The 16322-nt window shown below is 63.2% G+C and carries 12 protein-coding genes; 2 read left to right on the top strand and 10 right to left on the bottom strand.

The features are described from left to right. The first annotated feature begins 119 nt into the window (after positions 1-119). Positions 120-1745, top strand: coding sequence for an amidohydrolase (locus tag FJE54_RS10345; RefSeq protein WP_139652706.1), 1626 nt, complete (start codon positions 120-122; stop codon positions 1743-1745). 410 nt (positions 1746-2155) lie between these two features. Here the strand turns inward: FJE54_RS10345 and thiD are convergent, their stop codons facing one another. From thiD to thiC, 4 genes are all read right to left on the bottom strand, one after another. Beyond that, the gene (thiD, locus tag FJE54_RS10340; RefSeq protein ID WP_139652705.1) at positions 2156-2938 is read right to left on the bottom strand and encodes a bifunctional hydroxymethylpyrimidine kinase/phosphomethylpyrimidine kinase; all 783 of its coding nucleotides are present in this window, start codon (positions 2936-2938) and stop codon (positions 2156-2158) included. A 70-nt stretch (positions 2939-3008) separates the two neighbouring features. Continuing rightward, the gene (gene thiE, locus FJE54_RS10335) at positions 3009-3656 is read right to left on the bottom strand and encodes a thiamine phosphate synthase (protein WP_139652704.1); all 648 of its coding nucleotides are present in this window, start codon (positions 3654-3656) and stop codon (positions 3009-3011) included. A gap of 3 nt (positions 3657-3659) precedes the next feature. Continuing rightward, a complete protein-coding gene (thiM, locus tag FJE54_RS10330) occupies positions 3660-4499 on the bottom strand; it encodes a hydroxyethylthiazole kinase (RefSeq protein ID WP_139652703.1) in 840 nt (279 codons plus the stop codon). Positions 4500-4692: 193 nt separating this feature from the next. Next, positions 4693-5985: a phosphomethylpyrimidine synthase ThiC gene (thiC, locus tag FJE54_RS10325; protein ID WP_139652702.1), complete on the bottom strand. Its 1293-nt coding sequence runs from the start codon at positions 5983-5985 to the stop codon at positions 4693-4695. Positions 5986-6291: 306 nt separating this feature from the next. On the opposite strand from thiC, the gene FJE54_RS10320 reads away from it, so the two are divergent. Further along, positions 6292-7872, top strand: a complete 1581-nt coding sequence (locus FJE54_RS10320; RefSeq protein WP_139652701.1) for an amino acid permease — start codon at positions 6292-6294, stop codon at positions 7870-7872. Between the two features lie 9 nt (positions 7873-7881). Here the strand turns inward: FJE54_RS10320 and FJE54_RS10315 are convergent, their stop codons facing one another. The 6 genes from FJE54_RS10315 to FJE54_RS16060 form a co-directional block, all read right to left on the bottom strand. After that, positions 7882-8460, bottom strand: a complete 579-nt coding sequence (locus FJE54_RS10315; protein WP_139652700.1) for a TetR/AcrR family transcriptional regulator — start codon at positions 8458-8460, stop codon at positions 7882-7884. A 178-nt stretch (positions 8461-8638) separates the two neighbouring features. Then, a complete protein-coding gene (locus FJE54_RS10310; protein ID WP_139652699.1) occupies positions 8639-9343 on the bottom strand; it encodes a succinate dehydrogenase/fumarate reductase iron-sulfur subunit in 705 nt (234 codons plus the stop codon). Positions 9344-9377: 34 nt separating this feature from the next. Beyond that, positions 9378-11243 (bottom strand): FAD-dependent oxidoreductase, encoded by a 1866-nt coding sequence (locus FJE54_RS10305; protein ID WP_139652698.1) that lies wholly within the window; start codon positions 11241-11243, stop codon positions 9378-9380. A gap of 332 nt (positions 11244-11575) precedes the next feature. Next, positions 11576-13150 (bottom strand): GGDEF domain-containing phosphodiesterase, encoded by a 1575-nt coding sequence (locus FJE54_RS10300; protein WP_139652697.1) that lies wholly within the window; start codon positions 13148-13150, stop codon positions 11576-11578. After that, complete coding sequence (locus FJE54_RS10295) at positions 13143-13532, bottom strand: LysR family transcriptional regulator (RefSeq protein WP_139652696.1); 390 nt, start codon at positions 13530-13532, stop codon at positions 13143-13145. Before FJE54_RS10295 ends, FJE54_RS10300 begins: the two co-directional genes overlap by 8 nt. Further along, entirely contained in the window at positions 13529-16321 is a 2793-nt protein-coding gene (locus FJE54_RS16060) for an InlB B-repeat-containing protein (RefSeq protein ID WP_180326695.1), read from the bottom strand. The genes FJE54_RS10295 and FJE54_RS16060 overlap by 4 nt, the downstream gene beginning before the upstream one ends. Position 16322 lies beyond the last annotated feature (1 nt).

The raw sequence follows: 16322 nt of genomic DNA, 5'->3' as shown, positions 1-16322 counted from the left end.
CCCTACACGCGGCAACCGAAGCCGAAGACGAGCGCGCCGCACGGATCGCTCGCTTCGCGCGGCCAAGGGCAGAAGACGAAACGCACTGCGCTTTCGGCACGTGAAAGGAAAGGACGGCAATGTTCGCAGACACCATCTTCGAAACCCAAGCGCTGTTCACGGGCATCGGAAACGATGCCGCACCCGGATCCCTCGCCGTTAAGGGCGACCGCATTGTATACGCAGGCCCGAACGAAGGGGTACGGCCCTTCCGCGGACCGCACACGACCGTGCGTGACTTCGGTTCGTCGATGATCGTGGCTGGATTCCACGATTCGCACCTGCACGTCTTCCACTCGGCGCTCTATTCGTCCCCGCTCGCGCTGAACTATCTCGGAACGAGCGAGGCGGACTACGTGGAACACCTCGCTCCGCTTGCCGCCGCCCGCCCGCATGGTTCGTGGATACTCGCCCAAGGTTGGCGCGAGTACCGGTGGGACCCGCCGATCATGCCGAGCAAGCGCTCTCTCGACGCCGCCTTTCCCGATAGACCCGTCGCTTTGTATTCGGGCGACGCCCATACGCTCTGGGTCAATTCAGCAGCCCTTGCCGCCCTCGGCGTAACAACAGAAAGCAAACCGCCCCAAGGCGGCAGCTATGACCGCGACAGCGACGGAAACCTTACGGGCATCATCCGCGAAGCTGCGGCCATGGAACTCATGCCGCGCATCGTTTCCTCGTTCTCCGACGAGGAGATGCGAAGCGCATACCGTGGCTTCATGGAAACCTTGCTCGAAAATGGCATCACGTCGGTCTGCGATCTGTCGCTCATGGCGCATCCGGGACTCGATTTCGTGCGCGACGATATCTACGCGGCACTCGAAGCGCGCGGCGAGCTCGCGGTGCGCGTGCATGTGTTCCCCACGCTCACCTTCGACATGAGCCGCCTCGAAGCCATGCAGCGCCGCTTTTCTGGGCCCTATCTTAAAGCACCCGGCTTCAAGCAGTTCTTCGACGGCGTATCGAGCCAGCACACCGCCTACCTTGCAGAGCCCTACGCCAACGCACGGTTCGAAGGAGATCGCGGACGGCCGACCATCGAACCCGAAACGATGCGCGAGCTTGTGTTGGCTGCAGCGCAGGCGGGCCATGCTGTGCGCATCCACACGATCGGAGACGAGGCCATCCACCTCGCGCTCGACATCTTCGAGGAAGCGCAGCGTGAATACGGACTGCCCGCACACGGCCAGAACTGCCTCGAGCACCTCGAGAACCTCCAGCCAGCCGACATCGCGCGCCTATCCGCGCTCAATGTGCTCGCCGCCGTGCAGCCGCCCCACATCACGCTCGACCCCGGCGGCCCCGAACGCGATCTGGGGCCCGAGCGCACGCGGTGGATGTGGCCGTTCGCAACGTTTTTGGACGAGGGCGTGAAGATGGCGTTCGGAACCGATTCGCCCGTGGTCGACGTGAATTCCATGGATGTGCTCTACGCTGCCGTCACCCGGCAAGACCCGCACACCCACATGCCGCGCGGCGGGTGGCTGCCCGAAGAGCGCATTCCCCTGGCCGATGCGATACGCGCCTACACGCTCGGGAGCGCCCATGCGGCAGGTCGCGCCCATGAGCTCGGTACGCTCGAAGCGGGCAAACTCGCCGACTTCTGCGTACTCGACCGAAACCTGCTCGCACTGCCCGACGATGAGATACAGAGCACGCAGGTTATCGCCACCTACGTGGGAGGCACGCTGAAGTACGAACGATAGAGCCGAACCGATGGGGCAAGCGGCTCAACCACACGCAAATCGCAGGACAATATGGCACGTCGACGATTGAGAGTGGGTGCATGCACAAAAAACCACCCTGTTTTGGCCAATCGTCTCGTCTGTCCCAAAAAATCGCGGTTTTCTCAGCACCTGTTATGCCACGAACCACGGCGCACGAACATCATGCCTGATCAAACGAGAGCGATACACGTTCAACCTCGGGCATGTACGCGACAGCGTGGGACAAGCGAGACAATTGGCCATTTTCCGCGCCAGATTCATGCAAGGGCACCGAAAAGCGGCCACCTCCAGGGGCACGCGAAACCATGGGCTTCCGTACGCTACACGGAAGCCCTGCCCGCCGCCGCGCGGGCCCCGAGCAACCGAACTCGTCGAGCGAAGAGCAACCGTCAGTAATCCCACATGTGGTTCAACGGGCCGTTGCCCCGTCCGAGGTCGAGGCCGTACTGTAGCGCTCCTGTCACGTACGCCTTCGCCTTCGACACCGCCGCCTGCATCTCGAAGTCCTGCGCAAGACCGCAGGCAATGGCCGAAGAGAGCGTACAGCCCGTGCCGTGGGTATTCGGCGTCGGGATGAGCTTATGGCGCAGCCACACCACGCGCCCGTGCTCGGTGACGAGCACATCGTCGGCTCGCTGGGAGCCATGCCCCCCTTTCACGAGCACCGCACCCGTCGTAAGCTCGGCAAGCTCCTTCGCCGCCTCCTCCATGGCCTCTTCGGATGCGATCCGGCGGCCGCAGAGCACCTCGGCTTCGGGAATGTTCGGGGTGATGATGTTCGCCAAGGGAATGAGCGTGGTCTTGAGGGCTTCCACGGCATCGTCGTCGATGAGATAAGCCCCCGAGGTCGATACCATGACGGGATCCACCACGATGTTCTCGGCCTTATGGGCGACAAGACGCTCGGCGATAACCTCGATAATGGGGGCCGAAGACACCATGCCGATTTTCACGGCGTCGGGGCGGATGTCATCGAACACCGCGTCGATCTGCTGCGCAACGAACGCCGGATCGACCTCCATGACGCCGAAGACGCCCGTGGTGTTCTGCGCCGTGAGCGCCGTAATGACCGTCTCGGCATAGAGCTTATGCGCTGCGATGGTCTTGATATCGGCTTGGATGCCGGCTCCCCCGCTCGAATCGGAACCTGCTATGCTCAATACTGCTTCCATGTTCGGTCCTTTCGCCGTCCGCGCCCGCCGATGCGCCCGCATCGTCGTTGCTTCGCGTTCATCGTAGCGCTTACCTGATCGCCTCGTCAACGAGCAATCGCAGGCGTTGCGTTGCCGTTTCGATGTCCGCCGCTGCAAAGATCGCCGACACCACCGCAGCTCCGTCGACGCCGGTCTGCGCAAGCTGCGGGATGGTGCGTTCGTTCAAGCCCCCGATCGCCACGACGGGAATGGAGACGGCGGCGCAGATGGATGCGAGCTCCGCAAAGCTCACATCCACCGCCTCGGGTTTGGTCGGTGTGCCGAACATCGCCCCAACCCCAAGATAATCGGCACCTGCGGCCTCGGCCGCGAGCGCCTCTTCGCGCGTTTGCACCGACACGCCCACGATCTTATCGGGCCCGAGCACCGCCCGGGCGCTCGCGCATGCCGTATCATCCTGGCCCACGTGCACCCCGCAGGCGCCCGATGCGCGCGCCGCCTCCACATCGTCGTTCACCACGAACGGCACGCCGGCCTTCGCGCACAGCGGCATGAGCGCGCGGGCTTGCACGACCAACTCGTCGGTTGTCGCCCGCTTGTCGCGCAGCTGCACGAACGTCGCTCCCCCAGCAAGCGCCTCCTGTACGCACGTCGCGAGCGTGCGACCCGCAAGCCATGCGTTGTCCGTGACCGCATACAGGCGCATGCCCTCGCGGATTTTCTCGCGCGGGTACATGGCCTACCGCTCGATCCGCTCGATCTTCGCCCCTGCTTCGAGCGCCTCACCGTCCATGCGGTAGAGCGCGTCGAGCAGATACGTGCGAAACGACCCGTTGCCGTCGCGGGTGCCCATGCGCTTCTCGGCCGTCTCGCCCGCAAGACCCATGCCGGCAACCACGGCAACCGTCGCATCGAGTACCGAAGCGGGGTTTGCGCACGCGTAAGCAGCGCATAAGCACGAAAGCATGCAGCCAGCTCCCGTGATCTTTCCCATAACCGGCGATCCGTTCGAGATGGCGTACGCCTCCTCGCCGTCGGTCACGATATCGATCGCGCCGGTGATAGCAACGACTGCGCCGGTTTTCCGGGCAAAGGCACGGGCGAACGCGGCCGATTCGGCAAGGTTCTCGGGCGTGACCGCGTCGTCGGGACACACGTCGACGCCGCGCGTGGAGGCGGCACCGCTCGCGAGCGCCTTCATCTCCGACATGTTGCCGCGGATCACCGCAACGGGGAGTTTGTCAAGAAGCTCCGCCGCGGTACGCGTACGCAAGCCCGACGCCCCCGCCCCCACCGGGTCGAGCACGATGGGATGGGCGAGCTCGGCTGCACGCTCGCCTGCGAGAAACATCGCTTCGATGCTCGCCTTGTTGAGCGTTCCGATGTTCAGGGTGAGTGCGCCGCAGATCGTTGTAATATCGACGACGTCTTCGGGCTCGTCGCTCATGATGGGGCTCGCACCCGCCGCCAGAAGCGCGTTCGCGCAATCGTTGACCGTCACGTAGTTCGTGATGTTGTGGACGAGCGGCACCGTGGCGCGCACCGTCTCGAGGGCGTTTTTCAAAGAGAACCGTTCCATGTTCGTTTCCTTTCAACCTTCCAGGTCCCTGTAAGTCAGCGAGGGTTTTCGCGGTGCCTCGAATCGGCGGGAAAGCCCGGGGACGCGTACTTCGTACGCGACGAGGGCTTGGACCGTCGAGGCGGGGCGCTGCGGAAACCCGTCCCGAGGGGACTTGCTTCGCGGCGTAGCAGTCGACCCGTTTCGATGGACGTCAGTCCAGCGAAACCACTAAGCCTTCCATGATGGTGTTCACCGTGCGCATGGCGCACATCTTCCCGCACATCGTGCAGGTGCCCTCCGTCGCGGGAGGCGCGCTCTCGAACACCTTCCGCGCACGCACCGGATCGATTGCGCAGTCGAACATGCCCTCCCAATCGATGCGGCGGCGCGCATCGCTCATGCGGTTGTCGATGTCGCGTGCGCCGCGCACGCCCTTCGCGATGTCGGCCGCATGAGCTGCGATCTTGGTAGCCACGAGCCCTTCGCGCACGTCGTTCACATCCGGCAGGCGCAAGTGCTCGGCAGGCGTCACGTAGCAGAGGAAATCCGCACCCGATGCCGCCGCCACCGCGCCTCCAATGGCCGCCGTGATGTGATCGTAGCCCGGAGCGATGTCGGTCACGAGCGGGCCGAGCACGTAAAACGGCGCGTTGTGGCACAAACGCTTCTCGAGCTTCATGTTCGCGGCGATCTCGTCGAGCGCCATGTGGCCCGGCCCCTCCACCATCACCTGCACGCCCGCATCCCACGCACGCCGGTTGAGCGTGCCGATTTCAATGAGCTCGGCTATTTGGGCCGCGTCGGATGCATCATAGGTGCTTCCCGGCCGCATCGCGTCGCCGAGGCTGATCGTCACGTCGTATTCGCGGCAGATGGCGAGCACTTCGTCGTAGTGCTCGTAAAACGGGTTCTCGTTGCCGGTCGCCTCCATCCAGGCGAAGATGAGCGAACCGCCGCGGCTCACGATGTTGGTAAGCCGTCCCGTTTCGCGAAACGAGTCGATGACGCGCCGGTTCATGCCGGCATGGATGGTTGCGAAATCGACGCCGTCTTCGGCATGCACGCGGATGACCTCGAGAAAATCTTCGACCGTGATGTCCACGAGCGGCTTTTCGAGGTACCCGATCGCATCGTACATCGGCACGGTGCCCACCATCGCGCTCGACCGCTCGATGAGCTTGGTGCGAAATTCGCGCGTCTTGCCGTGGTTCGACAGATCCATGATGCCCTCGGCGCCCAGTTCGAGCGCGACGGCCACCTTGGAGAACTCCTCTTCCTCGTCGTGCATATCGCCCGAAATGCCGAGGTTCACGTTCACCTTGGTCCGAAGCCCGCCGCCCACGCCCTCGGGCGAAAGCGCGGTGTGGTTGACGTTTGCGGGAATGGCGATGCGCCCCGCGGCCACGCCTTCGCGTATCGTTTCGGCCTCGAGGCCCTCTTTTTCGGCGACGATTCTCATCTGAGGTGTGACGGTTCCGTCACGTGCAGCAGTAATCTGCGTCATGGCACTCCCTTCGCTGGCATTAACCATCAGGTTCAAAGGGTCGAAGCGGGATCGCGCTTCCTCTCAGCCTGCCGCAGCGCTCAACGCGCTTCCTGCAAGCTCCCCTGCTATGTATGCGGCTTACAGCCGCAGGCGGCGCATCGGCACCGCTCGCTCCCGATTATAGGCATCAGGGCAACAAGCGCAACGGAAAGCTGCGGAAAAGGATCGAAATCGTATCCCATCGGCTACGCTTGCATGACGATTGCCGCCACCGAAGCCCTCTGCGCGCTACGCTATCGATACCATCCAATCAAGCGAGGATACATGAAAGCATCGCCCGAAAGCACCCGATCCCGCGCACGTGCCGCCGCCAAACCTGCGCTCACGCTCGCAGGCTTCCTTTCCATCACCGCCGCCATGGTCATGTCGGTACACGAGTACCCCACCTTCGCAGTCGCAGGCATGCAAATACCGTTTTTCCTGTTGGCGAGCGGTTTTCTCTGGTTTCTCCCCGTCGCCCTCTGCTCGGCCGAGATGGCTACCGTCAAAGGCTGGGAAAACGGCGGCATCTTCGCATGGGTCGGGCGCATGCTCGGGCCGCGGTTTGGGTTCGCCGCCGTGTTCTTCCAATGGTTCCAGATCACCATCTGCTTCATCATAATCATTTACTTCGGTCTGAGCGCGCTTTCCTACCTGCTCGATTTCCCCGCGCTCGACAACGATCCGCTCGTCAAAACCATAGGCGTGCTCGTCGTGTTCTGGGCGGTCACGCTCTTGCAGCTCGGCGGAACCAAGAAGACCGCCGCGTTCGCGCGCATCGGCTTCATCGTCGGCGTTCTCGTGCCGACGCTTCTGCTCATCGTGCTAAGCGCACTCTACCTCGCTTCGGGAAAACCGCTCGAGCTCGACCTTGCGCACCCGAACCTGCTGCCCGATTTCGCCCACGCCTCCACGCTCGTCGTATTCGTGAGCTTCCTGTTCGCGAACATGGGCACCGAGGCGAGCGCGAGCCACATCAACGAGCTCAAGAACCCCTCGCGCAACTACCCGATCGCGATGATCGTCCTCGTCATCGTCGCGACGGTGCTCAACGCCATCGGCGGCTTCGCCGTTGCGGGCGTCGTGCCGCTCGAACAGCTTTCCATGAGCGGCGGCATGGTGCAAACCTACGAGACGCTCGTGCTCGGCATCGGCCCCGAACTCGGCTGGGCGGTGAAGGTGCTCTGCCTCATGCTCGTGCTCGGCGTGATCGGGGAGGTGGGCTCGTGGGTGGTCGGCCCCTCGCGGGCCCTGTACGCGGTCGCCCAGCAGGGGCTCATCCCCGAGCGCTTCAAAAGCCTCAACAAGCACGGTGCGCCCGTGCCCATCATCGTCGTGCAGGGCATCGTCGTGAGCATATGGGCGGTCGTGCTCACGCTCGCAGGCGGAGGCAACAACCTCTCCTACCTCGCCGCCGTATCGCTCACGGCCGTGATCTACCTGGTGGCGTATTTGATGCTGTTCATCTCCTACATCAAGCTCATTCTGCACCCTGAGATCAAGCGCGGCTACCACGTACCGGGCAAAGCAGTTGGCAAATGGGTGTTCGCGGTCGCCGGGTTCGCGAGCTCGCTTTTTGCGCTCGTCATCGCGTTTTTCCCGCCCATCGTGATATCCGCATCGCAGCAGCCCGCCTACGAAGCGCTCCTTGCGATCGGCTCCGCCGTGACCGTGCTCATCCCGTTTCTCATCTACGAGCTGTACGGAAAGAAGCATCGCCGCGAGCCGAGCGAGCCGCCCCAACACCTCCGAGCGCAGGAAGTTAACCGCTTCACCCGCCTTTCGGGCCGCGGCGAGCATGCGCTGCCGGGAGAGGCCGCGACTCCGCTTAATGTGTCCGAACCTGAAACTAAAAGCCCCGCGTGATGCTCGTCTCTAGTCCGCTTCCATAGAAAGAGCATCGTAGAGCCGCTTGGGAATAACGCCTGCGATCTTGGCTGCAGCTTCCCTCGGAGACGGCGTCGTGCCGAGCCGATACCACTCGGTCAGTATCTCGGTTTCAGTTTTGACCCATGTGTTTACGCAGAACATGAGGTCGTCATCGATTTCGATGTCGCGGTAATCCCGCAGGGTTTCGATGAGGGCGCATTTGCGGTAATGCGGCATGATGCTGCGCTCGGTTGGGAAGTTGAGCGTATACTGCGTTGCAACCTCGAAGAAGTCTTTTTCAAGCGAGAGTAACCGAATATGGTGAAAATAGCCCGTCTCCCAATCGATGGTTCTGCCCACTTCAACAAGGTAGAACTTGTGGATATGCGTCGGCCACCACCAATGCAAACTGTACTTGCTGTCGAAATTCCGATAGAAGGTCTGTCGGGAAATACCCGTCTTTTCGCACAGATCCGCCACGGTTATCTGATCGAGCGAACCATCGACCGCATGCATGATGCGCAGCTTGATTTGAACGTCCTCGCTATCGAAGAGGCCCTGCGGCTCCCAAGCATCGTTTTTCATATATCCCCCATCCGCATCCCATACGGAAACCCCTCATGAAAAAGTATACTCCCTTACGCGTTCGTGCGCACGAATGGTATGCTAACCTGCAGGCTCGCTTTCATCTGAGAGCATCCGTCCGAACGAAGTAAGCCGTCCCGCGTCGCCACGCTTAGATGCAGGACGGCTAAATAAGGCCCTATGCGTTCGCGGGCTTCAACCCCGCTGCCTCTGCGGCGGCGCGCAGATCCTTCCAAACCGACTGATGGTCGATCTCAAGCGCTTTGCACACTACGTCGCACGTGCCACATTGGGTGCAGTTCCACAATCCGTTCTGCACGGCTTCGACCACACGATCCCCCTGATCGTACGGATCGTAGAAGCGATTGGCGATTGCTACCATCCCCGTTGGGCCGATATAGGATTTCGCACCGTCCGCCTGCACGACCGGACATGCCGCCATGCATACGCCGCAGCGGGCGCAGTACTCAAGCGGCTCGAGCTTCTCGTACACCTCGGGATCGATCGGCGCCTTAACTTCGTCAAGCGAAAGGTCGAACGCACGTTGCCGGGCAAGTATTCTGCTCACTTTATCGGTAATCTTCGTTTTATCGACGATAAGGTCGCGGATGACGGGAAAACCGGGAAGCGGAGTCACCACGTTCTTGCCGTTTTCTTCTACAAGCGTGACGCAGGCGAGGCACGGTGTGGCATCAAGCGCCATCGCGCATCTACCGCACACGCGGCCTCTGCAGCTATAGTCGAATGCAATAGGCTCGATCGTATCGTTTATCAGCACTAACGCCTCCAAAAGCGTCATGTGCTCCCAATAGTCGATGTCGTATTCGGAAAACGATGGCTCTGCATCCACGGACGGATTGTACTTTTGGACCTTGATCTTCATAGTAAAACGCCTCCTTCACCTTGGATAAGGCGGACTAGTCAAGCTCTACGACAGGAACGGTTGCAAGTTTCATCTCGCCGTTCACGTTTTCGGCTACGATGTTGCACGTCCATTCTGCAGGGTTTTCTTCTGGATACTCTGGGCGGTAGCTGTGTCCACGGCTCTCTTCCCTCATAAGCGCGGCTTTTGAGCTAGCCTCGGCTATATCGAGCACGTTGTAAGCCTCGATGGCCGCCTTCCAATCGCTGTTATAGGTTAGCGAATGATCGGCAAGCGTCATACTCGGCATGTCTTCGACTCGTATGCGCTCGAGCTCGGCCACGGCTTGCTTCATGGCATCGGTCTCGCGCGTCGGCTGGCATGCCGCATACGCGGCCTTCTGGATCATGCGGGTAATCTCCTGGGGCCTCTTTCCCCCGTTTTGTCGAACACGCAGCTCGTGGAGGCGGTTGATTTCCTCCCCGATGAGATCGAACGAAAACGCCGCCGGACGCGCTTCTCCTTCGCCTTCGGCGTATTCGATCGCCTTCATCATGGCATACGACCCGTCTCGGTAGGCAACGTTGACCGACGAACCCCCTTGTGCACCGTACACACCGCCACCGCGCGAGCAGAACAGCCCCGGCATACCTTCGACCATAAGGTTTTCATCGACGCGCGGGTTGCTTCCATGCTCGTAGGCTTCGAGTGCGCACTCGAGCTTGGTCGAAGCAACGTCGATGCCGAACACGTCTTTCCAGAGGCCGACGTTTCGACGATACACCTCGCCCATTGCCGCAAATGCCTCGGGGTTGGAAAAATCGACGTACACCCCGCCGCTCGGGGATCCCCCGCCATCGTGTATGGCTTTCGCGATCGTACGCGTGAACGTAATGCGATCGAGGGTCGAATAATCCATGCCACGGAAGAAATAATTGTCGTTCGCATCGCAGATGTACTCGCAGCAGAGGTTGTCGGCGCCGATTCCGCCCACGAACGTTGCTGCAAGTCCGGTAGGGTACATGCTGATGAGGTCGAATTGGAAGAATTCCGAATCCTGAAGCAAAGCGCCCCTCCGATACGCCGCTGCATCGACGTCACCTGTGTTGTCAGGCGAGTTGATCGATGTCGGAGCGACTGTATTCCATCCATATATCCACGAACTCGCACCGGTACAAGAAACCGTCGCCTTCGCCCTGAATACCCTTACCACGCCGGTTGGCACATGAAGGCCTATCGCCCCTATGCATGAGCCGCCCTCGATGATGACATCGGTGATCATCGTATGGTCGAAGATGCGAGCCCCTGTGCGTTCAACGGAATCCGTGAAGTATCGGGGGAAGCCGTTGAACGTCCCGAACAACGGATAGTCGGACATGTCGAGCCCTGGAGCGAAATTTCCCTCTTCATCGCGAACGAACAGGTTGTTTCCTTCTTGGGCGTACCTCAGAAGCAGATTTCGCTCATCTACGCTGAACGCTTCGTGGGTTGCTTTTGCAATCTTCTTGTTCGTCAGTTCGTTCAGCACGAAATCTTCCGACTGATCCCACGGCGTATCGGTTTGAATGAAGTTTATCCAGTTGCACCAGTTGTACCCGCAAGCACCACCGAAATGGAACGGACCCTTTTCTACAACGGTCACATCTTTACCCTGCTTATAGGCCTGAAGCGCTGCATGGGAACCAGCCAGCCCACCCCCTATGATCAGTATTTCGGTATCGTAGATCTCGAAGGTCGCCTGATCGCCCGCTTGAGTCGAGGCGACATCCCCTTTTGCCTCGTGCTCGTTCGCTGACGAGCAGCCGGTCATACCGAGCGTACCCGAAAGCATAAGCGTCCCGAACGCTACGGCACTTCCCCCGAGAAACGTCCGACGAGACATTGCCGACTTTGCAGATCGTAAAGCGTTGTCTTCTTTCATGGTCTCCTCCTCCCGTACGCACCTGTGCGCATGCCGGCACCATGCCGACCGCTTCATTGTTCCAAGCGCGGAAGAAGCTTTCAAAGGACGGAACTTTCAGTTCGTTTGAGATAAAGTGACATTTTTTCGTTTTGTCCGACGAACGGTTACAAGGGGCAGCCATCGTCACCGAGAAAATCGACGCCTTATTTCACCCCAAGCCGCCCCAACACCTCCGAGCGCAGGAAGTCAACCGCTTCACCCGCCTTTCGGGCCGCGGCGAGCATGCGCTGCCGGGAGATCGTGGCGCGGATTCCGAATAAACGGACGTCGAAGAGAAGCGTGGGATCGCCCTACTCCACAACCCGTCCGAACGCCATGCGCTCGAACTCGTCGAGAGGCAGCGCCGGGGCGATGGCGAAACCTTGGGCGAGGTCGCAGCCCATGGCGGCGAGGGCTTCAAGCTGGGAGTCGGACTCCACGCCTTCGCAGACGACCTGCATGCCGAGGCGCTTGGCCATGGCCACCACCGATTCGACCACGACGACGGCGCAGGGTAAGTCGGCGGGCCCGCTGGGCGGCAGACATGCCTCGCCCGGTGCGAGCCGGGCGAGCTGCGACGAGCCGGGCCCGCTCCCAGAAGCAGCTTCGGGGCCGGGATCCTCGACACTGGCGCGGGACGAGTCGGGGGCCGCATCGCCTGCTGCAGGCTTCCCTCGGCTCGCTGCTCTTGCGGCGTACAGAAACTCGCGGTCGAGCTTGAGGGTGTCGGCCCGCATGTCCTTCAGCATGTTGAGCGACGAGCACCCGCTGCCGAAGTCGTCGACGGAAACGCGGTAGCCCGCCGCGCGGATGGCGTCGAAAGCGGCGGCCACGACGCCGGGGTCGCTCGCCGCGTAGGTCTCGGTGAGCTCGAAATCGAGCAGATGCGCCGGCACGCCGTAGCGCTCCCTCACCCGCTCGAAGGCATCGAGAAACAGGGGATCCGAAAGGTGGGCGCGGGAGAGGTTGAAGGAGATCGGCAGAGGTTCAACCCCGGCGCCGATCCACTTCCGCAGAAGCGCGCACGCGGATTCGAACACGAACAGGTCGATCTTCACGATGTAGCCATTCCTCTCGTAGAACGGCACGAACCCGTCGGGCATGACGAGGCCGCGCTCGGGGTCGCGCCACCGAACGAGCGCCTCAGCCCCGGCTACCCCACCCACGCGCAAGTCGAGCTTGGGCTGCAGGAACACGGCGAGCTCGCCGCTCTCCACCAAATCACCCGTCCGGTTCTCCAGCCGCTTCTCGCGCAAAAGCCGCAGCCTGTCGGCATCGGAGTAGAACCCGCACGAGAACAGGCTCCCCGATTCCAAATCGGCGGCGCTCAGGCGCGCCACGTTCGATCGGTCGCGGATCTGCACGAGCGGAAGCGACGGATCGTCGATCGGGTAGGCCCCCGCGCTCAAAACGAGGCGGTACGCGCGAGCCGCCCCCTCGTTGAAACGGTTGAGCTCGGTCGAGAGCCCCTGGAGCCGCCTGACGATTTCTGCGCGCGGCTTCGTCTCGACGAGCAGGATGAAATGGTCGGCGAACGTGCGGCAGAGCAGATCGCCCTCGTCCATCCACCGCTCGACGGTGCGGTACACGTGGCGAAGCACGGCATCGCCCCGCTCGCTCCCGAACGCGTCGTTCACCAGCTTGAAGCCCTCGAGATTCAGGGTCACGAGCATGTATTCGTTCGCAAGGGCCCCGGAAAGCCGCTCGGCCGCCATTCGCTCAAAGCGAGCCTGCGTGCAACCGCCCGTCACCTGATCGACGTAGGCGAGCTCGGCGAGAACCCGGATTCGCCTCAGCAGAGCCAGGATGATCGCCGCCAGCGCAAGCGCCAAAGCGACGGCTCCCGCGATAAGGCACAAGGCGGGCAGCCAGCCGACCTCAGGCATCGTCCGGGCCGCTTCGGCTCCGCACGAACGCGTCGAAACCGTCAAACTCCGCAAGGAGGTCCTTCGCGCGGTCGTAGCACTCCCAGCCGAACGCCGTCGGCGACGTCCCGAGGCGGCCCCGCTCGAGCAGCCGCGCACCCACCTCCTCCTCGAGCCCCGCGATCGACTGGGACATCCCCTGCACCGAGATGCCCGCCGCCTCGGCTGCGGCCGAGAGGCTCCCGAGTTCCACCGCGGCGACGAAGTGCTCGATCTGCCTGACGCGCAGCGATTCCCTGCCGAAGCGGGCGCAGGCATCGGCCATGGTCGGCCGCGGCACGCGACGGCCGGACGGCGACCTGCGCAGCGCCGAAGCGCGCCGTCTGTTCGCCCGCGCGCTCATCGGCTACCCCTTCCGTCGATTTTATCCGTCCTCTCGGCTCTGCTGCCCCCACAGACCGGGCTCATGCTAAAACGCCTACGAAGCGGAGCCGAACGGAGCCATCCGATAAGCGCAACCACGCCCGCAAGGGCCGCAAGGCCCGCCGCAGCGAAGGCGAACGGCGCATCGCCCGTCTGGGCGAACCGCCCGAAAGCCTGGCCGGGATGTACGGGAACCGGCGCAGCCTGAGCCTTAAACGTGACTTCGAGCGTATGGTCGGCCTGCACGTTCAAGAACGTGTAGCTGCGCGCGGCGACCACCGGCTGCCCGTCCACCTTCACCTCGCCGACCGCATAGCCCGCCTCGGGCAGGAAGAAGAACGCCTTGTCCGCACCCTTTGACACCTGCATGGTTGCCGACGGGGCGCCGCCAAGGTCGGACACGGTGCCGTGCGGGCCCGCCGCCACCTCGATGGCGAAGAACTCGCCTTCGGGGTCGGGGTCAGGCCCTGGATCAGGCCCTGGATCGGGCCCTGGACCGGGGTCGGGGCCAGGCCCTGGGCCGGGTCCAGGATCACCGCCCTCGGGCTCGAACACCGCGTGCACGGCCGTATCGGCCCGCACATCGGCAAGGGCGAATACGTTTCCGGACACCTCGGCGGTTGCATCCGTTCCGTTCACGATAAGGGATGCCAAGCGGTGCCCCTCGTCGGGTTTGAGCGTCAAGAAAAGCGATTCGCCCTGGGGCACGCGCGAAACCCCCGCAGGAGAGACGGTGCCTCCCCCCGAAGCCGACGAAGCCACCTCCCAGACCGCGACGGCAGGAGGCTGAGGTTCGCCCTCGCCGAGCTTCCTGAAGGAAACCTCGATGACCGTATCCGTCGTCACGGATTCGACCGACACCACGTATCCGCCGTACGCGCCCGCCGTGCTGCGCGCCGAAAACAGCGTCGCCCGCGCGAGGGGTCGGGCTTCGACAAGCTCGCCGTTCACGGTCACCCGGTCGAGGTCATAGCCCTCCTCGGGGTAGATATAGAAGGTCTGGGACGATCCGTGCGCCATCACCAGGGCGCCCGACGGCGACACGCTTCCGCCCTCGCCGCCTTCCGAGCTCACCTCCACCTTCACGTCTACGTTGACGAACGGCTCGTCGGGAGCGGGGCCGGGATCGTCCTTCTCCTTGAACGAAGCTTCGATCGCGTGGCTTTTCACGACGTTCTCGATCAAGAGCGTTGCCCCGTCGGCCTGCTGCACCCGATGCGTCACGTCGTCGCCGTTGAGGGCGACCGCCTCGAGCTCGTAGCCCTCGTCGGGCACGAAGGTGAAGGATTCCGACCGACCGTGGGGAACCAGGGCGCGCTCGGGCGAGACGCTTCCGCCTGCGCCTGTGACCGACGCCTCGACGGCGTGCACGGGTAGCGGCGGCGCGATACCCGGCTTGAACGTCACCTGCACCGCGACGTCTTCGGTCGCGCACGAGACGAGGAACGAATCGCCGATGACCGCATGGGGCACCCCGTTCACGGTGAGGGCGTCCACCGCGTAGCCGTCGTCGGGCAGAAACTCGACCAGCGCGGACGCGCCGTGCGAAAGCTCGGCCTCTACTGTGGCAGCCGCCTCGCCGCCCGCCACGGATACGCGTCCGTGCCCGCCGCTCACGGATGCGGAAAGGCGGTGCCCGGTCGATGCATCGGGTTCGACGGCTGCGAAGGTCGCGCGGATGGCATGGTTTGCATCGAGCGGTGCGAATACGTACGCGTTTCCGGAAAGCGCAGCGGGCGCACCGTCTACGAGCACCTGATCGACCACGTACCCCGAATCGGGCAGGACGACGTAGCGGGGAGCCGCGCCTTCGGCGTACGATGCCGTCTCACACGGGGTGATCTGGCCGCCCTCGCCCGCGCTCGCCTCGATCGTGTAGCTCGAACCGCCCGAACCGCAGGCGGCGACGGCGAACGCGCCGAGCGCGGGAACCGATACGGTCACGCAGCCGCCTTCCACCGTGCCCGGATACTTAGCGACGGCACCCCGGGCATCCAGCCCGATGACGACGACCTCGGAGCCTTCGCCGAGCCCGGCTGCAGGCAGCGTGACGTCCAAGGGGCCCACATGGGCGGGCCGGCTGCCGCGCGTGCCCGAGAGCTCCGTGCACCAAACGCCTGCGACCGGTTTGCCCTCGGCCGAGGCGAGCAGGTGGTCGTAGGCGGGCGCCGAGCCGTCCAGCTCGCCTGCGGCGAACACCGCCTCGTCGGCAAGCACGCCCTCGACGGTGACGCCGTTCTCGGTGCGGGTCGCCCGCCCGTAGCCGTCGAGGGTCGCCACGCTGACCGCCGCGCTCGCGCTCGCCCCCGACGAATCGGTCGCCGTGACCGTGTAGACGTACTCGCGTCCGTCCTCGATGCCCCCCGCTCCATCGCCGATCCAATCGGCGAGCCGCACTTCGGCGCCGTCCCAGGAAAACGCGTCGTCGGGTTCGCCGTCCACCGTGCGGGTCCACGCATAGGAAAGCTCGCCCGAGTGGCCCGACACGGCCGCTTTGAGCATATACAAGTCGGGTGCTTGCTGGATCTGGGTTACCGTGGCCGCGAAGCTCTCGCTCGCCCGGACCGAGAGCTCTTTGACGGCAAGCACGTTGACGCTCGTGTAGGCCACGCCGTTTTCGCCTACGCGCCCGTGCGGCCCCACCGAGGGCCGCGCCGCACCCAGCGCGGTTGCGGGAACCGAGGATATGAGCAGGCATGCGCACAGAAGCGCCGCCAACCATGTGTTCGTATGCCTTCTCATAGCTGCGATTACCTCTCTCGTGCCCATG

This window comes from Raoultibacter phocaeensis (assembly GCF_901411515.1).
GTDB classification, from domain to species: Bacteria; Actinomycetota; Coriobacteriia; order Coriobacteriales; family Eggerthellaceae; genus Raoultibacter; species Raoultibacter phocaeensis.
The sequence above is the reverse complement of the archived record's forward strand: the minus strand, read 5'-3'. Positions and strand labels throughout refer to the sequence as shown.

Excerpts from the sequence above, each read along its gene's own strand:
- FJE54_RS10310 (WP_139652699.1), bottom strand. The coding sequence starts at position 9,343 with ATGAAGATCAAGGTCCAAAAGTACAATCCGTCCGTGGATGCAGAGCCA.
- FJE54_RS10345 (WP_139652706.1), top strand. The coding sequence starts at position 120 with ATGTTCGCAGACACCATCTTCGAAACCCAAGCGCTGTTCACGGGCATC.
- FJE54_RS10305 (WP_139652698.1), bottom strand. The coding sequence starts at position 11,243 with ATGAAAGAAGACAACGCTTTACGATCTGCAAAGTCGGCAATGTCTCGT.
- FJE54_RS10300 (WP_139652697.1), bottom strand. The coding sequence starts at position 13,150 with ATGCCTGAGGTCGGCTGGCTGCCCGCCTTGTGCCTTATCGCGGGAGCC.
- thiD (WP_139652705.1), bottom strand. The coding sequence starts at position 2,938 with ATGGAAGCAGTATTGAGCATAGCAGGTTCCGATTCGAGCGGGGGAGCC.
- FJE54_RS10315 (WP_139652700.1), bottom strand. The coding sequence starts at position 8,460 with ATGAAAAACGATGCTTGGGAGCCGCAGGGCCTCTTCGATAGCGAGGAC.
- thiE (WP_139652704.1), bottom strand. The coding sequence starts at position 3,656 with ATGTACCCGCGCGAGAAAATCCGCGAGGGCATGCGCCTGTATGCGGTC.
- FJE54_RS16060 (WP_180326695.1), bottom strand. The coding sequence starts at position 16,321 with ATGGGCACGAGAGAGGTAATCGCAGCTATGAGAAGGCATACGAACACA.
- FJE54_RS10320 (WP_139652701.1), top strand. The coding sequence starts at position 6,292 with ATGAAAGCATCGCCCGAAAGCACCCGATCCCGCGCACGTGCCGCCGCC.
- thiM (WP_139652703.1), bottom strand. The coding sequence starts at position 4,499 with ATGGAACGGTTCTCTTTGAAAAACGCCCTCGAGACGGTGCGCGCCACG.
- FJE54_RS10295 (WP_139652696.1), bottom strand. The coding sequence starts at position 13,532 with ATGAGCGCGCGGGCGAACAGACGGCGCGCTTCGGCGCTGCGCAGGTCG.
- thiC (WP_139652702.1), bottom strand. The coding sequence starts at position 5,985 with ATGACGCAGATTACTGCTGCACGTGACGGAACCGTCACACCTCAGATG.